Origin of the sequence: Myxococcus dinghuensis (genome assembly GCF_024198235.1) — a bacterium.
Lineage (GTDB): Bacteria > Myxococcota > Myxococcia > Myxococcales > Myxococcaceae > Myxococcus > Myxococcus dinghuensis.
Genome location: NZ_JAKCFB010000009.1, coordinates 62,912 through 80,007, shown reverse-complemented (window position 1 = coordinate 80,007; position 17,096 = coordinate 62,912). Strand labels below are relative to the sequence as shown.

At 68.7% G+C, this 17,096-nt stretch carries 14 protein-coding genes, 1 tRNA gene and 1 pseudogene; 9 read left to right on the top strand and 7 right to left on the bottom strand.

All coding sequences use genetic code 11. The features are described from left to right. Positions 1-2 precede the first annotated feature (2 nt). Positions 3-665 carry a DMP19 family protein gene (locus LZ198_RS15010; protein WP_253972642.1) on the top strand — a complete coding sequence of 221 codons (663 nt, stop codon included), beginning with the start codon at positions 3-5 and terminating at the stop codon, positions 663-665. A 45-nt stretch (positions 666-710) separates the two neighbouring features. On the opposite strand, the gene LZ198_RS15005 is transcribed toward LZ198_RS15010, so the two are convergent. The 3 genes from LZ198_RS15005 to LZ198_RS14990 all read right to left on the bottom strand — a co-directional run bounded on the left by LZ198_RS15005 (position 711) and on the right by LZ198_RS14990 (position 2,772). Next, complete coding sequence (locus tag LZ198_RS15005) at positions 711-1,001, bottom strand: hypothetical protein (RefSeq protein WP_253972641.1); 291 nt, start codon at positions 999-1,001, stop codon at positions 711-713. A gap of 123 nt (positions 1,002-1,124) precedes the next feature. Next, the gene (locus LZ198_RS15000; protein ID WP_253972792.1) at positions 1,125-1,292 is read right to left on the bottom strand and encodes a hypothetical protein; all 168 of its coding nucleotides are present in this window, start codon (positions 1,290-1,292) and stop codon (positions 1,125-1,127) included. 409 nt (positions 1,293-1,701) lie between these two features. Then, positions 1,702-2,772, bottom strand: a complete 1,071-nt coding sequence (locus LZ198_RS14990) for an LCCL domain-containing protein (RefSeq protein WP_253972640.1) — start codon at positions 2,770-2,772, stop codon at positions 1,702-1,704. Between the two features lie 1,180 nt (positions 2,773-3,952). Here LZ198_RS14990 and LZ198_RS14985 point away from each other — a divergent pair. The 6 genes from LZ198_RS14985 to LZ198_RS14960 all read left to right on the top strand — a co-directional run bounded on the left by LZ198_RS14985 (position 3,953) and on the right by LZ198_RS14960 (position 11,891). After that, positions 3,953-5,704 carry a chemotaxis protein CheA gene (locus tag LZ198_RS14985; RefSeq protein WP_253972639.1) on the top strand — a complete coding sequence of 584 codons (1,752 nt, stop codon included), beginning with the start codon at positions 3,953-3,955 and terminating at the stop codon, positions 5,702-5,704. Between the two features lie 3 nt (positions 5,705-5,707). Continuing rightward, entirely contained in the window at positions 5,708-7,369 is a 1,662-nt protein-coding gene (locus LZ198_RS14980) for a methyl-accepting chemotaxis protein (RefSeq protein ID WP_253972638.1), read from the top strand. Positions 7,370-7,379: 10 nt separating this feature from the next. Further along, entirely contained in the window at positions 7,380-7,961 is a 582-nt protein-coding gene (locus LZ198_RS14975) for a chemotaxis protein CheW (RefSeq protein WP_253972637.1), read from the top strand. 4 nt (positions 7,962-7,965) lie between these two features. Beyond that, a complete protein-coding gene (locus LZ198_RS14970) occupies positions 7,966-8,862 on the top strand; it encodes a CheR family methyltransferase (protein ID WP_253972636.1) in 897 nt (298 codons plus the stop codon). A 231-nt stretch (positions 8,863-9,093) separates the two neighbouring features. After that, complete coding sequence (locus LZ198_RS14965; protein WP_253972635.1) at positions 9,094-10,023, top strand: right-handed parallel beta-helix repeat-containing protein; 930 nt, start codon at positions 9,094-9,096, stop codon at positions 10,021-10,023. Between the two features lie 8 nt (positions 10,024-10,031). Next, the gene (locus LZ198_RS14960; RefSeq protein ID WP_253972634.1) at positions 10,032-11,891 is read left to right on the top strand and encodes a putative Ig domain-containing protein; all 1,860 of its coding nucleotides are present in this window, start codon (positions 10,032-10,034) and stop codon (positions 11,889-11,891) included. 99 nt (positions 11,892-11,990) lie between these two features. On the opposite strand, the gene LZ198_RS14955 is transcribed toward LZ198_RS14960, so the two are convergent. Both LZ198_RS14955 and LZ198_RS14950 read right to left on the bottom strand, forming a co-directional pair. After that, on the bottom strand, positions 11,991-12,572 hold the full coding sequence (locus tag LZ198_RS14955) for a hypothetical protein (protein WP_253972633.1): 582 nt from the start codon (positions 12,570-12,572) through the stop codon (positions 11,991-11,993). A 411-nt stretch (positions 12,573-12,983) separates the two neighbouring features. After that, a pseudogene (locus LZ198_RS14950) lies at positions 12,984-13,208 on the bottom strand (integrase core domain-containing protein); the annotation flags it as partial. 314 nt (positions 13,209-13,522) lie between these two features. On the opposite strand from LZ198_RS14950, the gene LZ198_RS14945 reads away from it, so the two are divergent. Continuing rightward, positions 13,523-14,833: a leucine-rich repeat domain-containing protein gene (locus tag LZ198_RS14945; RefSeq protein ID WP_253972631.1), complete on the top strand. Its 1,311-nt coding sequence runs from the start codon at positions 13,523-13,525 to the stop codon at positions 14,831-14,833. Between the two features lie 845 nt (positions 14,834-15,678). Here LZ198_RS14945 and LZ198_RS14940 read toward each other — a convergent pair. Further along, positions 15,679-15,755: transfer RNA gene (locus LZ198_RS14940), tRNA-Pro, on the bottom strand. 266 nt (positions 15,756-16,021) lie between these two features. Between LZ198_RS14940 and LZ198_RS14935 the strand changes: the two genes are divergently transcribed. Beyond that, entirely contained in the window at positions 16,022-16,402 is a 381-nt protein-coding gene (locus LZ198_RS14935; RefSeq protein ID WP_253972630.1) for a response regulator, read from the top strand. 18 nt (positions 16,403-16,420) lie between these two features. On the opposite strand, the gene rpe is transcribed toward LZ198_RS14935, so the two are convergent. Continuing rightward, positions 16,421-17,077 carry a ribulose-phosphate 3-epimerase gene (gene rpe, locus LZ198_RS14930; RefSeq protein ID WP_253972629.1) on the bottom strand — a complete coding sequence of 219 codons (657 nt, stop codon included), beginning with the start codon at positions 17,075-17,077 and terminating at the stop codon, positions 16,421-16,423. Between the last annotated feature and the right edge of the window lie 19 nt (positions 17,078-17,096).

Here is a 17,096-nt window from a genome sequence, read left to right as displayed (position 1 = left end):
CCATGGGCCCCGTCCAGAAGACTCCCGACGACAATCGCATCATCGACGTCCGTTTCGACGAGCAGCACATCCTGCTGCACATGACGGACGGCCGCGTGCTCACAGCGCGGCTGAGCGGCTACGTCCGCGTCGACAAGGCCTCGCCCGAGCAACGGCGCGAGTGGGTCCTCACCGAGGACGGCCGAGGCGTGAACTGGCCGGCGCTCTGGGCTCCTGCTCCCGAGGGCATGGTCAGCGTCTGGGCCCTCGAACAGGACGCGCTCTACGAACACGCCCTCGCGAGGCTGCAACAGGTCCACCGGGACCTCTCGGCCCTGCCACCCGACGAGCAGGCGCTGGTCGCGCTGTGGCGCATGGAGGCCGACATCAACAACGGGGGCTGCATGCAGTTCTTCTGCAACTGGGGCGAAGAGACCTGCCACCTGGCCATCGAGGCGCTGGGTGGGATTGGTGCCCGGAGCGCCCAGCAATGCCTGAAGGACATGCTGCACGTCGTCGTCCACTACGGTGAGACGGAGGAGATGGTGTCCCTGGCCGACCTGCCGGGCATGCTGACCGACGCCGAACGGGAACGGCTGTACGCCTTGGACAAGGCGTTCTGGAAGTATCCCGACCCGCTCGCGACACTCGTCGTGCGCCACTACGCTCCACGGGTGGCGGGCTGAGCGGCCCGGGCGCCCCCGCTCGGAGGCCCGAGCGGGGACGAGGGGTCAGCGGAGGGCCTCACCGCCGCCGCAGCGCTCACTCCAGTACGTGGTGTACGGCGTGGACGTGTCTCCCCAGGTCTGGATGACGCCCCGACACTTGCAGATGATGCCGCCCACCTGGTTCGTCTTCGAGCTGTCGTCGAAGTAGTTGTACTCCCACGCCGTGGTCCCGTCGCAGGCGTCGAGCGCGCCCGTGAGCGCGGGGGCCTGCTCCGCCCCCGCGTCGTTCGTGGTGCCACAGCCCGCGAGGACTCCGGCCGACAGCAGGACTCCGAGGAAACGCCGTGGATGCATGTCATGCTCCGTGGGTGAGCCACGGATGATACCGCGTTGCTGGAGTGATTCGGAGTCAATCCCCGCCCGGCATTGAGCCGTGGACGCGGGCGCCCGGGAGGCACGCCCGCGTCACCGTGCCGCTCAGGTCCTCACGACCCCATCGAAGACGCCGTGGACCCCAGGGATGAAGAAGTCCTTCCCTGGTTGCAGCCCGAAGGCGTTGAGCACCGTCGCCGCGACATCCTGGGAACGGGGCGCGCGCCGCACCCGCGCTCCCCCCTCCTCGACGAGGTCGACCGGAGCGCCCATGGGCGGGGCCGTTCATCGTCTCGTCGTAGCCGCCCAGCATCTGGTTCCCCTGGATGCCGCCGCCCACGAGCAGGGCGCACGTCGCCGGGTGGTGGTCGCTCCCCGTCCTGGGGAACGTCCGCCCGAAGTCGCTGAAGAGCTGGAGCGCGAAGCCGACCACCCCCATCGACGTGGCCTGGTTGCACATGTCCGCGTACCCGAGGCACGCCCCCCCATTCGGAGGGATACGCCGGGTCGGCCTGGAGCCCCGCCCCACCACGGAGAACCCGCTCCAGGGTCGGCGCCGCGGCGGGCATGTCGCGCATCGACGGGAAGAACGGGGGGCGCGAGGCAATCACAGACACATCGTGGCGCTCCCATCCGGCCATCGCGTCACCGCCGGATGGGAGACACCCCGTCACGCCGACGACTACCAGGAGCCCAGGGAGATGCTGCCGGCCCAGGCGCCCCAGGCGTACGTGGTGATGCCATTGCGCGTGGAGGCCGTGTAGCTGCCCTGGCCCGGCTGGATGGTCACCACCACCGGCCCGCCGCTGGCGGGAATCGCGCCCGCGTGGACCGCGGCCACGCAGGCGTTGGAGTCATCCGTGTAGAGGTCCGTCCCCCAGGCGCTTCCTCCCGTCACCGCGCCACAGACACAGGGAAGCTGCAGGCCATCCTGGCCCCGGTAGGCGGCATAGCTGAAGGAGAGGCAGCTTGCCGTCGGCGGCGTCCGATAGGTGATGACGGAGAAGCTGCCGCTCCACGCGCCCCACGAGAACGTGGTGATGCCGTTGCGCGTGGAGCCCGTGTAGCTGCCCTGCCCAGGCTGGATGATGACCGAGACCGTGCCGCCGGAGGCCGGAATCGCGCCGGAGTGGACACCCGCCGCGCACGCGCTGGAGTCATCCGTGTAGATGCCCGACCCCCAAGCGCTGCCGCCCGTCACCGCGCCGCAGGTGCAGGGGACCTGAAGGTCGTCCTGTCCCCGGTAGGTCGCGAAGTTGATGCTGGAGCAGGCCGGAAACACGCTGGAGAACGAGAGGCTGCCGGCCCAGGCACCCCAGGCATACGTGGTGATGCCGTTGCGCGTGGAGGCCGTGTAGCTGCCCTGGCCCGGCTGGATGGTCACCACCACCGTTCCACCGGAGGCCGGAATCGCGCCCGCGTGGACCGCGGCCACACAAGCGTTGGAGTCATCCGTGTAGAGGTCCGTCCCCCACGCGGAGCCTCCCGTCACCGCGCCGCAGGCGCACGTGATTTGGAGCCCGTTCTGTCCGCGATAGGACGGGAAGCTGTACGTGGAGCAGCTCTCCACCAGGTCGGCGAGCGCGGCCTCGTGGAGGCCCCCCACCTCGGAGCCCTCCGCGCCGTCCGAGGACGGGACATAGAACTCCTCCTGGCCCGCCTTCCCGTCATCCTCCGGGAATTCGCCTCCGCAGGCGGAAAGACTGGCGAGGGTGAACGCAAACAACACCTTCTTCCAAAGCGACGGATGCATGGACGGCTCCCTTGTCGTGAGCAACGCCCCCTCCCGGGGCAGGAGGCGCACGCCCGGGTTCGTCATGCATTGAAGAAATCGCGTGCGCCTGCCCAAAGCCTACCAATTCATGACTTGACAGCAAAACCGCCAAACACCGCCACAACCAGACAGGCCGCGCCAGAGGGCCCGTGACGAAGCGGTGACGCCGCGCGGGCCTCCTCGCCCCCCTGTCGGAGGCCAGGTCCGGGCCATGTCACCCCAGAACGAGAAGACACCTGGGAGGCTCGCGGCCCGCCTCGCCCGGCGCGAGCGACGCGCCCGCGACGTCATGGCCGGCCTTCACCGCGTGCGTGTCGCCGGGGACGCTCGCGACGCGCCGCCAGTGAGGAGGGCGGCGGGCCCGGGGGCTCGAACCGGCCAGCCTCCCGCCGGCGGACCTCCCCGGGACAGGCAGTCGAGGCGGCCCGGGGCAGCGCGCGGATGGGAACCCCGCCTCGCCTGGTCGCCGGCCCCAGTCCCCTCACCGCGCGCGCTTGCCGACCGCGACTTGGGGGCGAGCACGACGGCACGCATGGAATTTTCGGTCCACCACGCAATCGCTAACATCGACACGTCGCATCTTTCGAGCAACTGATACCGACCGCGACTCATGAGGATGCATCGCGCGACACAATCCGAAACATTCGGCATCGCGAGACTCATCGCGTCCTCACGGCCGGCGCGGGCAGGCAACCTGACTCGTCCGCCGCACCCGCTCACCTGCCCCCGACGCACCTCGCAACAGGTCCACTCCATTTTTTCGTACGCGAAGTCCGCCTCCCGGCTCCAAATCCGCACATCCCGAGCGAGCCGGAGAGCTGCGATTGGAGGGTCCGCCACACCCCAGCCAAGGTCTGAAACACCCCTCAATGCCTCACAAATCGACGACCTTGGTCTCCGCGACCCTCAAAGCGACACATTGAAACTTTTATCACCCAGAGATACAGTCGAGACCGCCTCGTGACACGGCCCTCCGTGGGTGGACCGAGCGGGCGGAGGAATCCTCCGCCGGCTGGAGCGTGGTGGCCACGCTCGCACCCACCTGACGTTCGACGCGTACCTCGATGACCTCCCACATGATTCGCTGTTTCGTGGATGCCCCCGGCCCGGGGCCCCGACGCTGGAGGGCACCCGTCCGCCTGCTGGAGGAGGCGCTGCCGTGAGCGGCGGCGGCAGCGGACCTCCGCCAGGCCTGGGTGCCGAGTGGCAACAGGTGCTGGCCATCTTCGCCGACGAGGCGGAGGACCTGCTCTCCTCCATGGAGGAGACGCTCATCGCCCTGGAGGCGCGGCCAGACGAGGAGCGCCTGCGGGCGCTCTTCCGCCAGGCCCACACATTGAAGGGCAGCGGCAGCTCGCTGGGCTTCCAGGCGCTGACGGACTACGTCCACGGCGCCGAGGACGTCATCCAGGCCCTGCTCGACCAACGCCTCGCCGTGGGGGAGCCCTGGACCTCACTCCTGCTGGGTTCGGTGGACCACCTGCGGGAGCTGTCGCGCGCGGCGGTGGCGGGCGTGGACCAGTTGGGGCCCGCGCACCAGGCCCACCTCGCGCGCCTGCGGGAAGGTGGCGCCACGGGTGGGCCGAGCACCCCGCCGCCCCCCGGGGTCCTCCCCGTCGAGGACCTCCCCCTACCGGTGGAGACACGCGCGGCGGCGCGCGGCCGCTCGCTGCGGATGGACGTCGAGCGGCTGGACCGCATCGTCACCCTCACCGCGGAGCTGTCCATCGCGCGGGGGCGCATGACGCAGTTCCTGATGGAGGCCGAAGCGTCCAGCGCGAGCTGGGACGAGGCGCTCACGCAGCAGCGGGAGATGGACTCCCTCTTCCACGCGCTCCAGGAAGAGGTGATGCAGGTGCGCATGGTGCCGGTGGGGCCGCTCTTCCGACAACACCTGCGCACGGTGCGCGACCTGGCGAGGGACCAGGGCAAGCAGGCGTTGCTGGAGCTGGCGGGCGAGGACGTCACCCTGGACACGGCCGTGCTGGAGGCCCTGCGCGACCCGCTGCTCCACCTGCTGCGCAACGCCCTGGACCACGGCATCGAGGCGCCCGAGGAGCGGCGCGCGGCGGGAAAAGAAGCGTGTGGCCGATTGCGCCTGCGGGCGGTCCATGATGCGGGGAGCGTCGTCGTGGAGCTCTCCGATGACGGCCGGGGCATGCAACGCGAGCGCATCAAGGAGCGCGCCCGGGAGCTGGGTCTGGTGTCCCCGTCGGAGCGGCTGCGCGACGAGGAGGTGGACCGGCTCATCTTCGAGCCCGGCTTCTCCACCGCGAGGACGGTGACGGAGCTGTCGGGGCGCGGCGTGGGGATGGATGTGGTGCGGCGGGACATCGAGGCCATGCGCGGCACGGTGGCCGTCCGGAGCCAGGAGGGGCGAGGCACCACGATGACGCTCCGCCTGCCGCTCACGCTCGCCGTCATCCAGGGCTTCGCCATGGGCGTGAGCGACCAGGTGTACGTGGTCCCCATCGAGCTGGTGCAGGAGTGCCTGGAGCTCCCCGTGTCGCAGCGCACGTCCGAGGAGGCCGGCATGTTGTCGCTGCGGGGGCAGCCGCTCCCCTACCTGCGCCTGCGCACCATCTTCGGGCTGGGAGGGACGGCGCCGGCCCGGGAGAACGTCGTCGTGCTCCGCCACCCGGACGGCATCGTCGGGCTCGCGGTGGACCACCTCCAGGGAGATGGTCAGCGCGTCATCCGCCCCCTGGGGCGACTGTTCCAGGACGCCCCGGGCATCTCCGGCTCCACCATCCTGGGAGATGGCCGCGTGGGCCTCATCCTGGACACCCCCTCGCTGGTGCGCCGGGCCATCCGCCGGGCCGCCGAGCGTTCCGACTACCAACCGGGCGAGGCGGCGCACCTGTCCGACGCCGCCACCCGCGCCCCGACCTTTCGCGACACGGAGCAGTGAACCATGTTCGACAACCTGAGCATCACCCGCAAGCTGCTGCTGGCGTTCACCGCCATGGTGGCCATCATCATCGCCATCGTGCTGGCGACGTACACGACGCTGAACCGCACGTCCGTCGCGGACCAGGACAACCGCAAGAGCATCGACGTCATCATCGCCGTGCGCACCCTGGAGGGTGACTTCGCCGACCTGGAGACGGGCCAGCGCGGCTTCCTCATCACCGGCGACGAGCGCTTCCTGGCGCCCTACACGTCCGCGCGCATCAACTTCGCGCAGAACCTCAACCACATCCGCGAGCTGACCTCGGGCAACCCCATCCAGCAGGAACGCGTCCAGGAAGTCCGCGACCTGGCGCAGCAGTGGCAGGGGCAGTACCTCGAGTCCACCATCGCCCGCCGGCGCGAGGTCAGCGCGGGCCACGGGGACCTGAACGCGCTCTTCGACGAGGTGAAGGGGGCGCGGGGCAAGGAGATGGCCGACCGGATGCGCGCCATCCTCGACGAGGTCGCCAGCGAGGAGCTCTCCATCCAGGCGAAGCGCACGGAGGAGCTCAACAAGCTGGTGGCCGTCCTCTACGACACGCTCATCTTCGGCGGTGCCCTGGGCGTGGTGCTCGCGGGCCTGCTGTCCTACGTCCTCACGCGCAGCATCGTCCGCCCGCTGTCGGAGGCCGTGCAGGTCACCGACCAGGTCACCAACGGCGACCTCACGGCGAACATCACCTCCCGCGGCAAGGACGAGACGGGCCAGATGATGACGGGCATGCGGGAGATGATCCACCGCCTGTCGGGGGTCATCAGCGAGGTGCGCGGCGCGGCCAGCTCGCTGTCCTCCGCGTCCACCCAGGTGGCCGCCGCCTCCCAGAGCCTGTCCCAGGGCACCAGCACGCAGGCCGCGTCGGTGGAGGAGACCACCGCGAGCCTGGAGCAGCTCAACGTCACCATCGGCCAGAACGCGGAGAACAGCCGGCAGATGGAGCAGATGGCCGTCAAGGGCGCGCGCGACGCGGAGGAGAGCGGGCGCGCGGTGAAGGAGACCGTGGAGGCGATGAACGCCATCGCGGAGCGCATCTCCATCGTCGAGGAGATTGCGTACCAGACGAACCTGCTCGCGCTGAACGCCGCGGTGGAGGCCGCGCGCGCCGGTGAGCATGGCCGGGGCTTCTCCGTGGTCGCCACGGAGGTGCGCAAGCTGGCCGAGCGCAGCCAGAAGTCCGCGAAGGAGATTGGCGCCCTGGCCACCTCCAGCGTCCGCGTGGCGGAGCGCAGCGGTCAGCTGCTCACGGAGCTGGTGCCCGCCATCCGCCGCACGGCGGAGCTGGTACAGCAGGTGACGACGGTATCGAAGGAGCAGGCCATCGGCGTGTCGCAGATGAACCGCGCGATGGTGCAGGTGGACCAGGTCACCCAGCGCAACGCATCCGCCGCGGAGGAGCTGTCCTCCACGGCCGAGGAGATGGCGACGCAGGCCGAGTCGCTGCTCCAGATGATGACCTTCTTCCGCCTCGCGGACGGCTCGGGCGGCCTGGGCCGGGGCCCGTTGCTGCCGAAGGCCCCGTCCTCGCGGCTGCCTCCGTCGCCGGCGAAGGGGCTGTTCGCGGCGGCGCGGGGGCCGCTGCCCACGTCACCGTCGCTGGATTCGAACCAGGACTTCCAGCGGTTCTAGGCGGCGGGCCATGAGCGACTCCATCGAGAAGGCGACGCGGACGAACTACCTGAGCTTCATGCTCGCGGGCGAGGAGTACGGCGTCGGCATCCTCCGGGTGCGGGAGATCATCGAGCACCGCCCCATCACCCGCGTGCCGGGCATGCCCGCGGCCGTGCAGGGTGTCATCAACCTGCGCGGCAGCGTGGTGCCCGTGGTGGACCTGGCGGTGAAGTTCGGCCTGCCGCCGAGGCCCATCACCCGGTGGACGTGCTTCGTCATCGTCGAGGTGAACCTCGACGGGAAGCAGACCGCCATCGGCCTCCTGACGGACTCGGTGAGCGAGGTGTTGGAGCTGGGGTCGGACGACATCGAGACCCCGCCCGCCTTCGGCACGCGCGTGCGGCTGGACTTCCTGCTCGGCATGGGGCGGCACGACTCCAAGTTCATCATGCTGCTGGACCTGGACCGGCTCTTGTCCGTGGAGGAGTTGCTCAGCCTGACGACGGCCGCGCCCCCGGACGTGTCCGAGCCCACGTCCGCCCCCGAGCCGGTCCCCGCGCCGGCCGCTGCCTCCGAGGCCACTCCGGGCGAGGCGTCCGGGAACGGCTGATGCGATGACGGACGCCACGCGCCCGCCCGCCCTGTTCCCCGTCGGAATCCCGGTGCTGAAGCCCCGGGAGCTCGCGCTGTTCCAGGCGCTGGTGGAGCGCGAGACGGGCATCCACCTGTCCGACGCCAAGGACGCGCTCGTCGCCAACCGCCTGTCGCGCCGGCTCCGGGAGCTGGGGATGACGTCGTTCGGCGACTACTACGCCTACGTCACCGAGCGGGGGCACGAGGCGGAGAAGGTGCGGATGCTGGACAGCCTCTGCACCCACGAGACGTCCTTCTTCCGCGAGCCCCAGCACTTCGAGCTGCTGCGCGAGCGCGTCTTCCCGGAGTGGCAGGCGCAGGCGAACGCGGGACTCCGGGCCCGGAGCATCCGTGTGTGGAGCGCGGCGTGCTCCACCGGGGAGGAGCCCTACTCGCTGGCCATGTGCCTGCTCGACGCGTTTCCACGAGGCTCGGGGTGGAACGTGGAGATCCTGGCCACCGACCTGTCCACCTGGGCGGTGGAGCGCACCCAGGAGGGACTCTGGAGTCTCGACCGGGCGGCGACGATTCCCCCGCCGCTGCTCCGCGAGTTCATGCTCAAGGGCGTGCGGAGCCAGGAAGGCCTCATGAAGGCGGGGCAGGAGCTGCGGTCGCTCCTGCGCGTCTCGCGCGTCAACCTGAACGCGACGGGCGAGTGGCCCGGGGGCCCGTTCGACCTCATCTTCTGCCGCAACGTGCTCATCTACTTCGGGCCGGACGCACGCAACCGCGTGATTCACGGGATGGTCCGGAGACTCGCGCCCACCGGGCACCTCTTCCTGGGACACGCGGAGAGCCTGATTGGCGTCGACGTGGACGTACGGTCCGTGAGCGCGAACGTGTACACGCCGCGAGCCGGGGCGTACTCCCGGTACTGAGCGGGGAGCGTCCGGCGCCGTCCTGTCCAACCGTGATGACAGGCTTTTCGTGGCACGTGCCCACGAGGCCCGCCATCCCCGTGTGCCGCGTGAAACAAACATCCACGGGAGATTCCGTGCATTTCGGAATCAAAGCAACACAACAAAGATTCTGAGTATCAAAGGACTCGGCTCGATTTCGTGAGCAAGGAAGCATTCGTGGTCCGCGCGAGAGGGTATAGCCTGTCAGCCATGTCCACTCCTGGATCTGCTCGTTCTCGCGCGACGGGACTCGCCGCGCTTCCCGCCCTGTTGTGTCTGCTGTTCAGCGCTTCCGCCTCCGCCCAGGCGACCCGCACCTGGGTCTCCGGCGTGGGCGATGACGTGAACCCCTGCTCCCGCACCGCCCCGTGCAAGACGTTCGCGGGGGCCATCTCCAAGACGGCCCCGAATGGGGAGATCGACGCCCTGGACCCGGGCGGCTACGGCACGGTGACCATCACCAAGTCCATCGTGATTGATGGCGGGCCGTATGCGGGAGGAGTCCTCTTCTCGGGGACCCACGGCATCATCGTGAACGCGCCTGGAGGCACCGTCATCCTGCGCAACCTCGGCATCGCGGGCATCGGCGCCGGCCTGGATGGCATCCGGATCCTCGCGGCGAGCAAGGTCCAGGTCGAGAACTGCTCGATCCAGGGGTTCACCGGCTCGGGCATCAACGTCCTGCCCTCCGCGGGCACCGTGCAGCTCGTGGTTCGCAACACCACCGTCAATGGCGCGTTCGCCAAGGCACCCACGAGCGCCGACGAGACCACCGGCGGCATCCAGGTGGCCAGTGGCGGGGCCGTGGTCCAGAACAGCCAGTTGGCGTCGGGCCTCGTCGGCCTCAACGTGCTGAACGGCGCGCGCGTCACCGTGACGGACACGTCGGTGATGGGCCACTCCGACCAGGGCGTCCTGGCCGTGGGCGGCGCGCAGGTCACCCTCGAGCGGGCCGTGGTGGCGCAGAACGGCGCTGGCATCAAGGCGGAGGCGCCCGCGCAGGTCCGCATCTCGGACACGCTCGTGGGCCAGAACACGGGCCTGGGGCTGGACGGCCCGGTCGTCTCGTTCGGCAACAATCGCGTCGCCGCCGGCAACGGCATGGATGGCGCCCCCTCCACCACGCTGCCCCAGAATTGAGCCGCGCGATGGGGGTCGACTTGCGCTGTATCCTCGTGGCCGCGCTCTGCGCGTCCACTCCCGCGCTCGCCCAGGCCTCGCGCACCTGGGTATCGGGCGTGGGCGACGACGCGAATCCCTGCTCGCGCACCGCGCCGTGCCGGACGTTCGCGAGCGCCATCGCCAAGACGGCGGCGGGTGGAGAAATCGATGTGCTGGACCCCGGCGACTTCGGCACGGTGACCATCACCAAGGCCATCACCATTGATGGTGGGCACGACCGAGGCAGGGTGCTCGCCGCCGGCGGTCCGGCCATCACCGTCGCCGCTGGCGCCCAGGACGTGGTGGTGCTGCGCCGGCTCTCGCTGCTCGGGACCTCGGCGACGCCCGGGACGACGGGCATCACGTTCGACAGCGGGCGGCTGCTGCACGTGGAGCGCTCGCGAATCCAGGGCTTCGAGCAGGACGGCCTCCGCTTCGCTCCCGAGGCGGGGGGGCAGCTCGTGGTCGACGACGTCGTGGCCTCGGGCAATGGAGGCGCGGGGGTCCGGGTGGGCGGCACCACCGGAGCCGTGACGGCCGTCATCTCGCGCGGAACCTTCACGGGCAACCGACAAGGGCTGTGGCTCGGAGCGGGCAGCACGGTGACGGTGAACGCGTTGACGGCGTCCGACAACACGGAGGCCGGCATCTGGGCGCGGACCGATGATGGCGGAAAGGTCCAGCTCAACGTGGAGCGGGCCCGACTCACCCACAACGGCGTGGGCCTGCACGCGGCCTCGGTGGGGGGTGGGAGCCAGACGCTGCTGCGCTTGTCTCGTGCCGCCGTGGACGCCAATGTGCTCGCCACGACGCGGCTCATCGGCACGGGCACGGTCTTGTCCTTCGGCAACAACCGGATGGCGGGAGGCTCCTCGCCGACGTGCCCCACGGGCGCCGTCCTGCTGGAGGACGCGGCGCTGCCTGGGCTTCCCCGTGGCGGGGTCGTCGCCCCCGTGGAGCTCTCCGTCCTGGGGGCGATGGGCACCGTCACCTCGTCGGTGACGGGCGCGCTGCCTCGGGGCGTCCAGTTGGAGGGGGGCGTCCTCGCGGGGACTGTCGAGGAGGGCGGCGACTTTCCCTTCACGGTGACGGCGACGGATGGAAATGGCTGCTCGGCCTCGCGCGACTTCACGCTCTCCGTCGCCTGTCCGCCCATGTCGCTGGAGCCCGCCACCCTCGCGGCTGGCACCACGGGACAGACCTACTCGGAGACGCCCTTCGAACATGTGGGTGGCGAGGGCGAGACCACCTTCGTCGTCGACGGGGCGTTGCCTCGCGGGCTCCACCTGGCCCATGGCGTCCTCACCGGCATGCCCACGCAACCCGGGACCTTCCCCTTCACCCTGACGGCGACGGACGGAGGACGGTGCGCGGCGAGTCGGAGCTACATCCTGGACATCGCACGCTCCGCCGACTTCCAGGAGGCCACGCTCGAGTTCCAAGTCTCTGCCAATCCCACGCATGACGGAGACCCCGTGTCCGTCACCGCGCGGGTGGTGGGCGGCGTGGGAGAACCCTCGGGGACGGTGACGTTCCTCAACGGCACCGAGGTGCTGGAGGTCGTCACGCTGAAGTCACGCGAGGCCACGCACACGCTCGCGCGGCTCGCTCCGGGGAAGTACACCCTCGGCGCGACCTACAGCGGCGATGCCCTCTTCGGTGGACTCGACGCGGCGCCGGTGACGCTGGAGGTGCTGCCACGGGAGGAGCCGCCCGTCACCCCTCCGGTCGAAGACAACGACAAGAGCTGCGGATGTCAGCAGTCCGGCGCGCCGGGCGGCGCCCTGTTGACGTTGCTGTTGCTCGTGCTGAACCGCCGACGTCGGCGAGCCCCGACGCCCGGCTGAGGACGACGCGCGCGCCTCCGTGCTCGACGCGGGCGGACACGGCCCCAGATGACTACCGCTGGCGGAGGATGTTGCACCGCCAGCGGTGGCCGTACGACATCAGGTCAGGTTCGTCACGACCTGGAGGTTGCAGGTGGTCGGGTTGATGAACGTCCGCGTCGTGTCGATTCCGCAGAGGACGCCCTGCGTCCCGAAGGCCGTCTGGTTGACGACCGCCGAGCAGGTGGCGGTCGTGGCGTTGTAGTTGACGACGACCTGCCAACGACAGGTCTTCGCGTTGCCAGCCGGGTCCAGCGTGTTGTTCGTGTAGAGGTACGTCTGGGAGACGGACGTCGCCGGGGCCACCGTGAGTTGGAAGATGCCCGACAGGCCCGGGTTCAGCACGGGAAGCAGGGGATTCGGCGGGGGGACGTCGAGGGTGATGCCGCTCAGCGAGTAGATGGGAAAGGTATTCACGCCGGTCCAGTTACCAATGCCGAAGACCTGCACGGGATTGGCCAGGAAGGACGCACCACCCTCCTCGTGCCTCGCGGGGACCTCGATGGTCTCCGTCTTCACGGGACCTACGAGCCCGTTGTAGCCGAGGTCGAAATAGCCGAAGTCGAACTGCTCGGCGGCGGCGATGGACGGGGCAAGCGACAACAGGGAGACGGCCAGGAAACGCTTCACGTTACGCGTCATGGAACTCCTCCTAGTGATGTCTGTTTTGGCCTGAGCCGCGATTGTCCTAACATCAAACTCAACTCAAGTTCAAATCCAAACACGAAATAGCAGTAAATTCAGAATAGTCGGATCATTGCGTTCCAATTGCACGCTCTCCACCTAGGGGATTCCCGCCGGGTCGAAGACTTCCCTCGGGAGTCAACCAAGAGCCAGTGGGGCTGACGGCACACCCCTCGCGGGCCGCGGAATCCAGACAGGCGCAAACCCATGAGCAGGCCATGCGCAAGCCTTTGGACGATGTCTGCTGTTTCGCCGCGAAGGAACCAGCCATCGCTGCCCCAGTGCATCGCCCGACACTCAATCCATTGCGTCGCAAGGATTGGAGGACCTGTACCGCACCGGATCATTGAGGCACCAGGCTGGTTGTCATCAGGCTGCATGCTTCGACGGCAGCAGCTCTCGTCGGGCCTGACTCGGCGAGAGGAAGTGATGGCGCTCCAACAGCCAGCGCTCGTTGTACCGGTGGGCCCACTCCAGGAGGCCCCGGAGTTCCTCCACGGTGGAGAAGGTGCGCGCCCAGAGCAGCCGCTCTTTGAGGGAGCGGATGAAGCGCTCGGCGCAGCCGTTGCCCTCGGGGCTGCGGACGAAGGACGGGCGTGCCTGCTTCGACGTGTTGCGCCGTCGTGTGCTGCTGGTGTCGTGAGCCCGCGCTGGGCGGTGTAACTCCAGAGCAGCTTGGCCGAACCGCATGTGCCCCATGACACCATTCCTTGACACCAGGTACACTGCCGCCCGGGGGACACACGATGTGGGACGCAGGACGGTGGGTGGGGGAAAGCGATGAGGCACTGTTCGCGACGGTGCGTTACGACCCCGAGCCCAACAGAAACATCCTTGAAGGCGCTCATGCCACACCTGGACAGCTCTGCTTCGAGGGCGACAAGGACGACTCCTGGCATGACGTGGACGTGCGCGAGCAGCGAACCATCGAGGTGCTTCGGCGCTTTCGCGACGCGAACGGGCCCCGTGCAGCCGAGCTCCGCAAGCAGATCCGCTCCCTGGGCGTGGGCACCTGGCCGCGACTGGGCGGGCCCTTCGATGTCCGCTGGCTCACGGGCCTGACGGAGCTCGAGCGCGTCGGGGTGTTCTCGCACACCGGCATCGTCGGCGCATCGGCCCTCTCGGAGCTGCCCGCGCTGCGTCATGCATCCCTCTTCGCCAGAGGGCGGAACAGCATCCGGGACCTCGACGGAATCTCGAGAAGCCGAAGCCTGGAGTCGCTCCAGCTCAGCTTTGGCGGCCTCGGCGACCTTCGCGCACTGTCCGGGCTGGAGACGCTCCGAAAGCTCGTCGTCTACGAGAGCCAGCCCCTCTCCATGCGGGGGCTCGAAGGCCTTCCCATCGAGGAACTGGAGCTCTGGCTTTGCACCACGAATAACGACCTCTCGGCGCTTCCGGAGCTCCGCTCGCTGCGCTCCCTCTCTCTGCGCGAACGTATCTCCGTCACGGATGCCAAGGTCATCGCGAGGTGCCGCATCCCCATCCTGCGCATGCCCCTCCTTGGGTCGACTCCAGAGCTGGAGCCCATCTCCGCGCTCCCGGACACCGAGGAGCTCGAGCTTGTGGCCTATTCACTGGACGCGACGTCTGCTCGGGCGGGACGACTTCCCATGACGTCGCTCGAACTCCGCTGCGTCGATGAAGAGGGACTTCGCCACCTGGAGCACGCGCCTCGACTGAGAACCCTCCGAATCCACGCACTTGCGGCGACCGACCTCGCCCCCATCGCGGACCTTCCGGAGCTTCGCGGTCTCCGCTTCAACGTCGCCCGGAATCTTCGCTCCCTTGACCGGGTGCCGAGCGCCACCTTCCTCGACGACCCACGCGTGCCGGACGGCCCCAACCGACTGGTGCTACAGAGCGCTCCGCTCACTTCCATCCGACAGCTCGGCAACCTGCGGGGCGTTGAGCACCTCGACCTCCGCAACTGCACCGAGCTCACATCCCTATGGGGACTGGAGGGAATGAACGAGCTGCGCTCCATCGACCTGCGCGAGTGTCCCGGGCTCGTGGACATGACCTCGCTCGAAGCACTGCCCGCGCTGCGCGCGGTCATCGTCAATCACCGGGGCCCGACGGAGCCCTTTCCATCCAGCATCTGGCCGCGCGTGGTCCGGGACAACCTGCGTGGGTTCGTCCGGCGGCTGCACCGGGGCGAGGTGTCAGGGACCGGGGTCATGGAGCGCGCGCGGGTCGGCCAGACGGATCGCGAGTCTTGATCTCATAGGATTGGCCGCTTGCGGCTGGAGCGATCCGATGGGTAGGTCCATCACACTTCGTTCTGCTCCCCGAATGAAGTCCTGCGAGAACTCGTTCCCTGCTTTTTCGCACGCATTGGAGCCGCGGCTTCGAAGTGACGGCGTCAGGTATCACGCGTGGCCCACCAGCTGGCCGCGATGAGCGTGGTCACCCATGTTGCAGCCAAGAACCCTCCCAATGACAGGGCGGCGGCGAGAACTGTGGCTGCCGATGCGAGGGCGACTCGCGCGACGGTGAGCGCGCCAAGACTGAGTGCCAACACTCCGGCCAGCGACAGCACCCGTGCGATGGACCCTTCCTGTCGGATGGGAATGCCAGCGGCTTTCAATGCCTCGGTCAGGACAACGCGCTCCGATTTCGGAAGAGGAACTGGTGGAGCCCCCATCTCGAACGGACAGGTCCCTACCGCCTCAATGGTCAGGTGAAAACCGGCCAAAGAGCGAGGGCCGAGACAGGAGGACTCCTCCCCTGCGGACTCGGCGGACCGCAACACCCTGTGAGAGTCCCCCGCTTCCGTGGCTCTCCCGCACTTCGTGTGGACTGTGGGTTCAGACGGTGGCGCGGCTGTTGGGAGGTGCTCACCGAGAGCGTGCCGCGTGATTTGCACTGGGCACGCGCGGAAACCATCTTGGAGAAGGCACATCTCCTCCGCCCCAGAGAGGTGTCTCAGGAATCCCTGGGGCGGAGGAGGTCGGAGGACGGCGACCAAGCCAGCGGCCATCCGGATGCTGGAGGGGCCGAAGCAGGAAGGCCCAAAACGGAAACGGGCTGGAGACCCGAAGGATCTCCAGCCCGCGTTCCTACATGGTCGGGGAGACAGGATTTGAACCTGCGACCCCTTGGTCCCGAACCAAGTGCTCTACCAGGCTGAGCCACTCCCCGATATGTCCCTCTCCGCCGGTGGATGCTCCTCGGGACCGGCGAAAAGTGCGGGCGGTAGTACCCGAGCCGCCCGGCTGAGTCAACGTCCTCGGATCACCTTTTCTTTCCCACCCCGCATGGACGCCCTCCCAGGGTCTGGAATAACCCTGATTCCCTCCCCGACCCGCGTCCCCTCTTCCAAACACCCGGATATTCCGGTACTTCCGGACAGGTACAAGCCTTGCTCCGGGCCGAGAAGGTAGTCTGTGGTGCAGCTCGAATCGACCATGCCCCCCGTCGTCCTCATCTCCGATGATGAACCGCTCATCGTGTCGGCCCTCGCCCGGGAGGCGAAGCGGTCCGGCCTGACGTGCATCTCGGACACCACGTCGGAGCGCGTCCTCGAGCTGGCCCGCGTCCACCGCCCCGCCGTCATCATCCTGGACATCAACCAGCACCAGGACGGACGCGACCTGCTCGCCCAGCTCAAGCAGGACCCGTCCACCCGCGACTGCAAGGTCATCATCCTCAGCGGCGTCGAGGACCAGTTCACCCGACACGTCTGCTTCGAGCTCGGCGCGGACGACTACGAGGTGAAGCCCTTCGACCCCACCTTCATGACCCGCGTCGCCCGGCTCGCCACCGCCGTGGACCGCGCCCGCGTCTGACCCCGCGTCACACGCCCGTCACGGCCGCAGCGAACGGATGGCCGCCGCCCGGTCCTTCGCCCCGAAGACGTAGCTGCCCGCCACCAGCACCGTCGCCCCCGCCGCCACCACCTTCTTCGCCGTGTCGGCGTTGATGCCGCCGTCCACCTCGATGTCCGTGTCCAGCCCCCGCGCGTCGAACATCGCGCGCAGCCGGCGCACCTTGTCCACCGTGGCCTCGATGAACGCCTGCCCCCCGAACCCCGGGTTCACGCTCATCAACAACACCATGTCCACGTCCCCCAACACCTCCTCGATGGAGGACAGGGACGTGCCCGGATTCAACACCACCGACGCCTTCGCCCCCAGGTGACGAATGTGTTGCAACGTCCGGTGCAGGTGCGGGCTCGCCTCCACGTGCACCGTCAGCACGTCCGCCCCCGCCTTCACGAAGGCCTCCACGTACTTCTCCGGCTCGACGATCATCAGGTGCACGTCCAGCGGCTTCGTCGCCGCCTTCTTGATGGCCTCCACCACCACCGGGCCAATCGTGATGTTCGGCACGAACCGCCCATCCATCACATCGACGTGAATCCAGTCCGCTCCCGCCGCTTCGATGTCGCGGACCTCCTCGGCCAGCCGGCCGAAGTCAGAGGAGAGGAGCGAGGGAGAGATACGCACGGGGCGACGGCTCATATGGGGGCCCTACATACCC

Bases quoted from the DNA above. Each gene is read 5' to 3' on its own strand.
- LZ198_RS15010 (WP_253972642.1), top strand. From the start codon at position 3: ATGGGCCCCGTCCAGAAGACTCCCGACGACAATCGCATCATCGACGTC.
- LZ198_RS15005 (WP_253972641.1), bottom strand. From the start codon at position 1,001: ATGCATCCACGGCGTTTCCTCGGAGTCCTGCTGTCGGCCGGAGTCCTC.
- LZ198_RS15000 (WP_253972792.1), bottom strand. From the start codon at position 1,292: ATGGGCGCTCCGGTCGACCTCGTCGAGGAGGGGGGAGCGCGGGTGCGG.
- LZ198_RS14990 (WP_253972640.1), bottom strand. From the start codon at position 2,772: ATGCATCCGTCGCTTTGGAAGAAGGTGTTGTTTGCGTTCACCCTCGCC.
- LZ198_RS14980 (WP_253972638.1), top strand. From the start codon at position 5,708: ATGTTCGACAACCTGAGCATCACCCGCAAGCTGCTGCTGGCGTTCACC.
- LZ198_RS14975 (WP_253972637.1), top strand. From the start codon at position 7,380: ATGAGCGACTCCATCGAGAAGGCGACGCGGACGAACTACCTGAGCTTC.
- LZ198_RS14970 (WP_253972636.1), top strand. From the start codon at position 7,966: ATGACGGACGCCACGCGCCCGCCCGCCCTGTTCCCCGTCGGAATCCCG.
- LZ198_RS14965 (WP_253972635.1), top strand. From the start codon at position 9,094: ATGTCCACTCCTGGATCTGCTCGTTCTCGCGCGACGGGACTCGCCGCG.
- LZ198_RS14960 (WP_253972634.1), top strand. From the start codon at position 10,032: ATGGGGGTCGACTTGCGCTGTATCCTCGTGGCCGCGCTCTGCGCGTCC.
- LZ198_RS14955 (WP_253972633.1), bottom strand. From the start codon at position 12,572: ATGACGCGTAACGTGAAGCGTTTCCTGGCCGTCTCCCTGTTGTCGCTT.
- LZ198_RS14935 (WP_253972630.1), top strand. From the start codon at position 16,022: ATGCCCCCCGTCGTCCTCATCTCCGATGATGAACCGCTCATCGTGTCG.
- rpe (WP_253972629.1), bottom strand. From the start codon at position 17,077: ATGAGCCGTCGCCCCGTGCGTATCTCTCCCTCGCTCCTCTCCTCTGAC.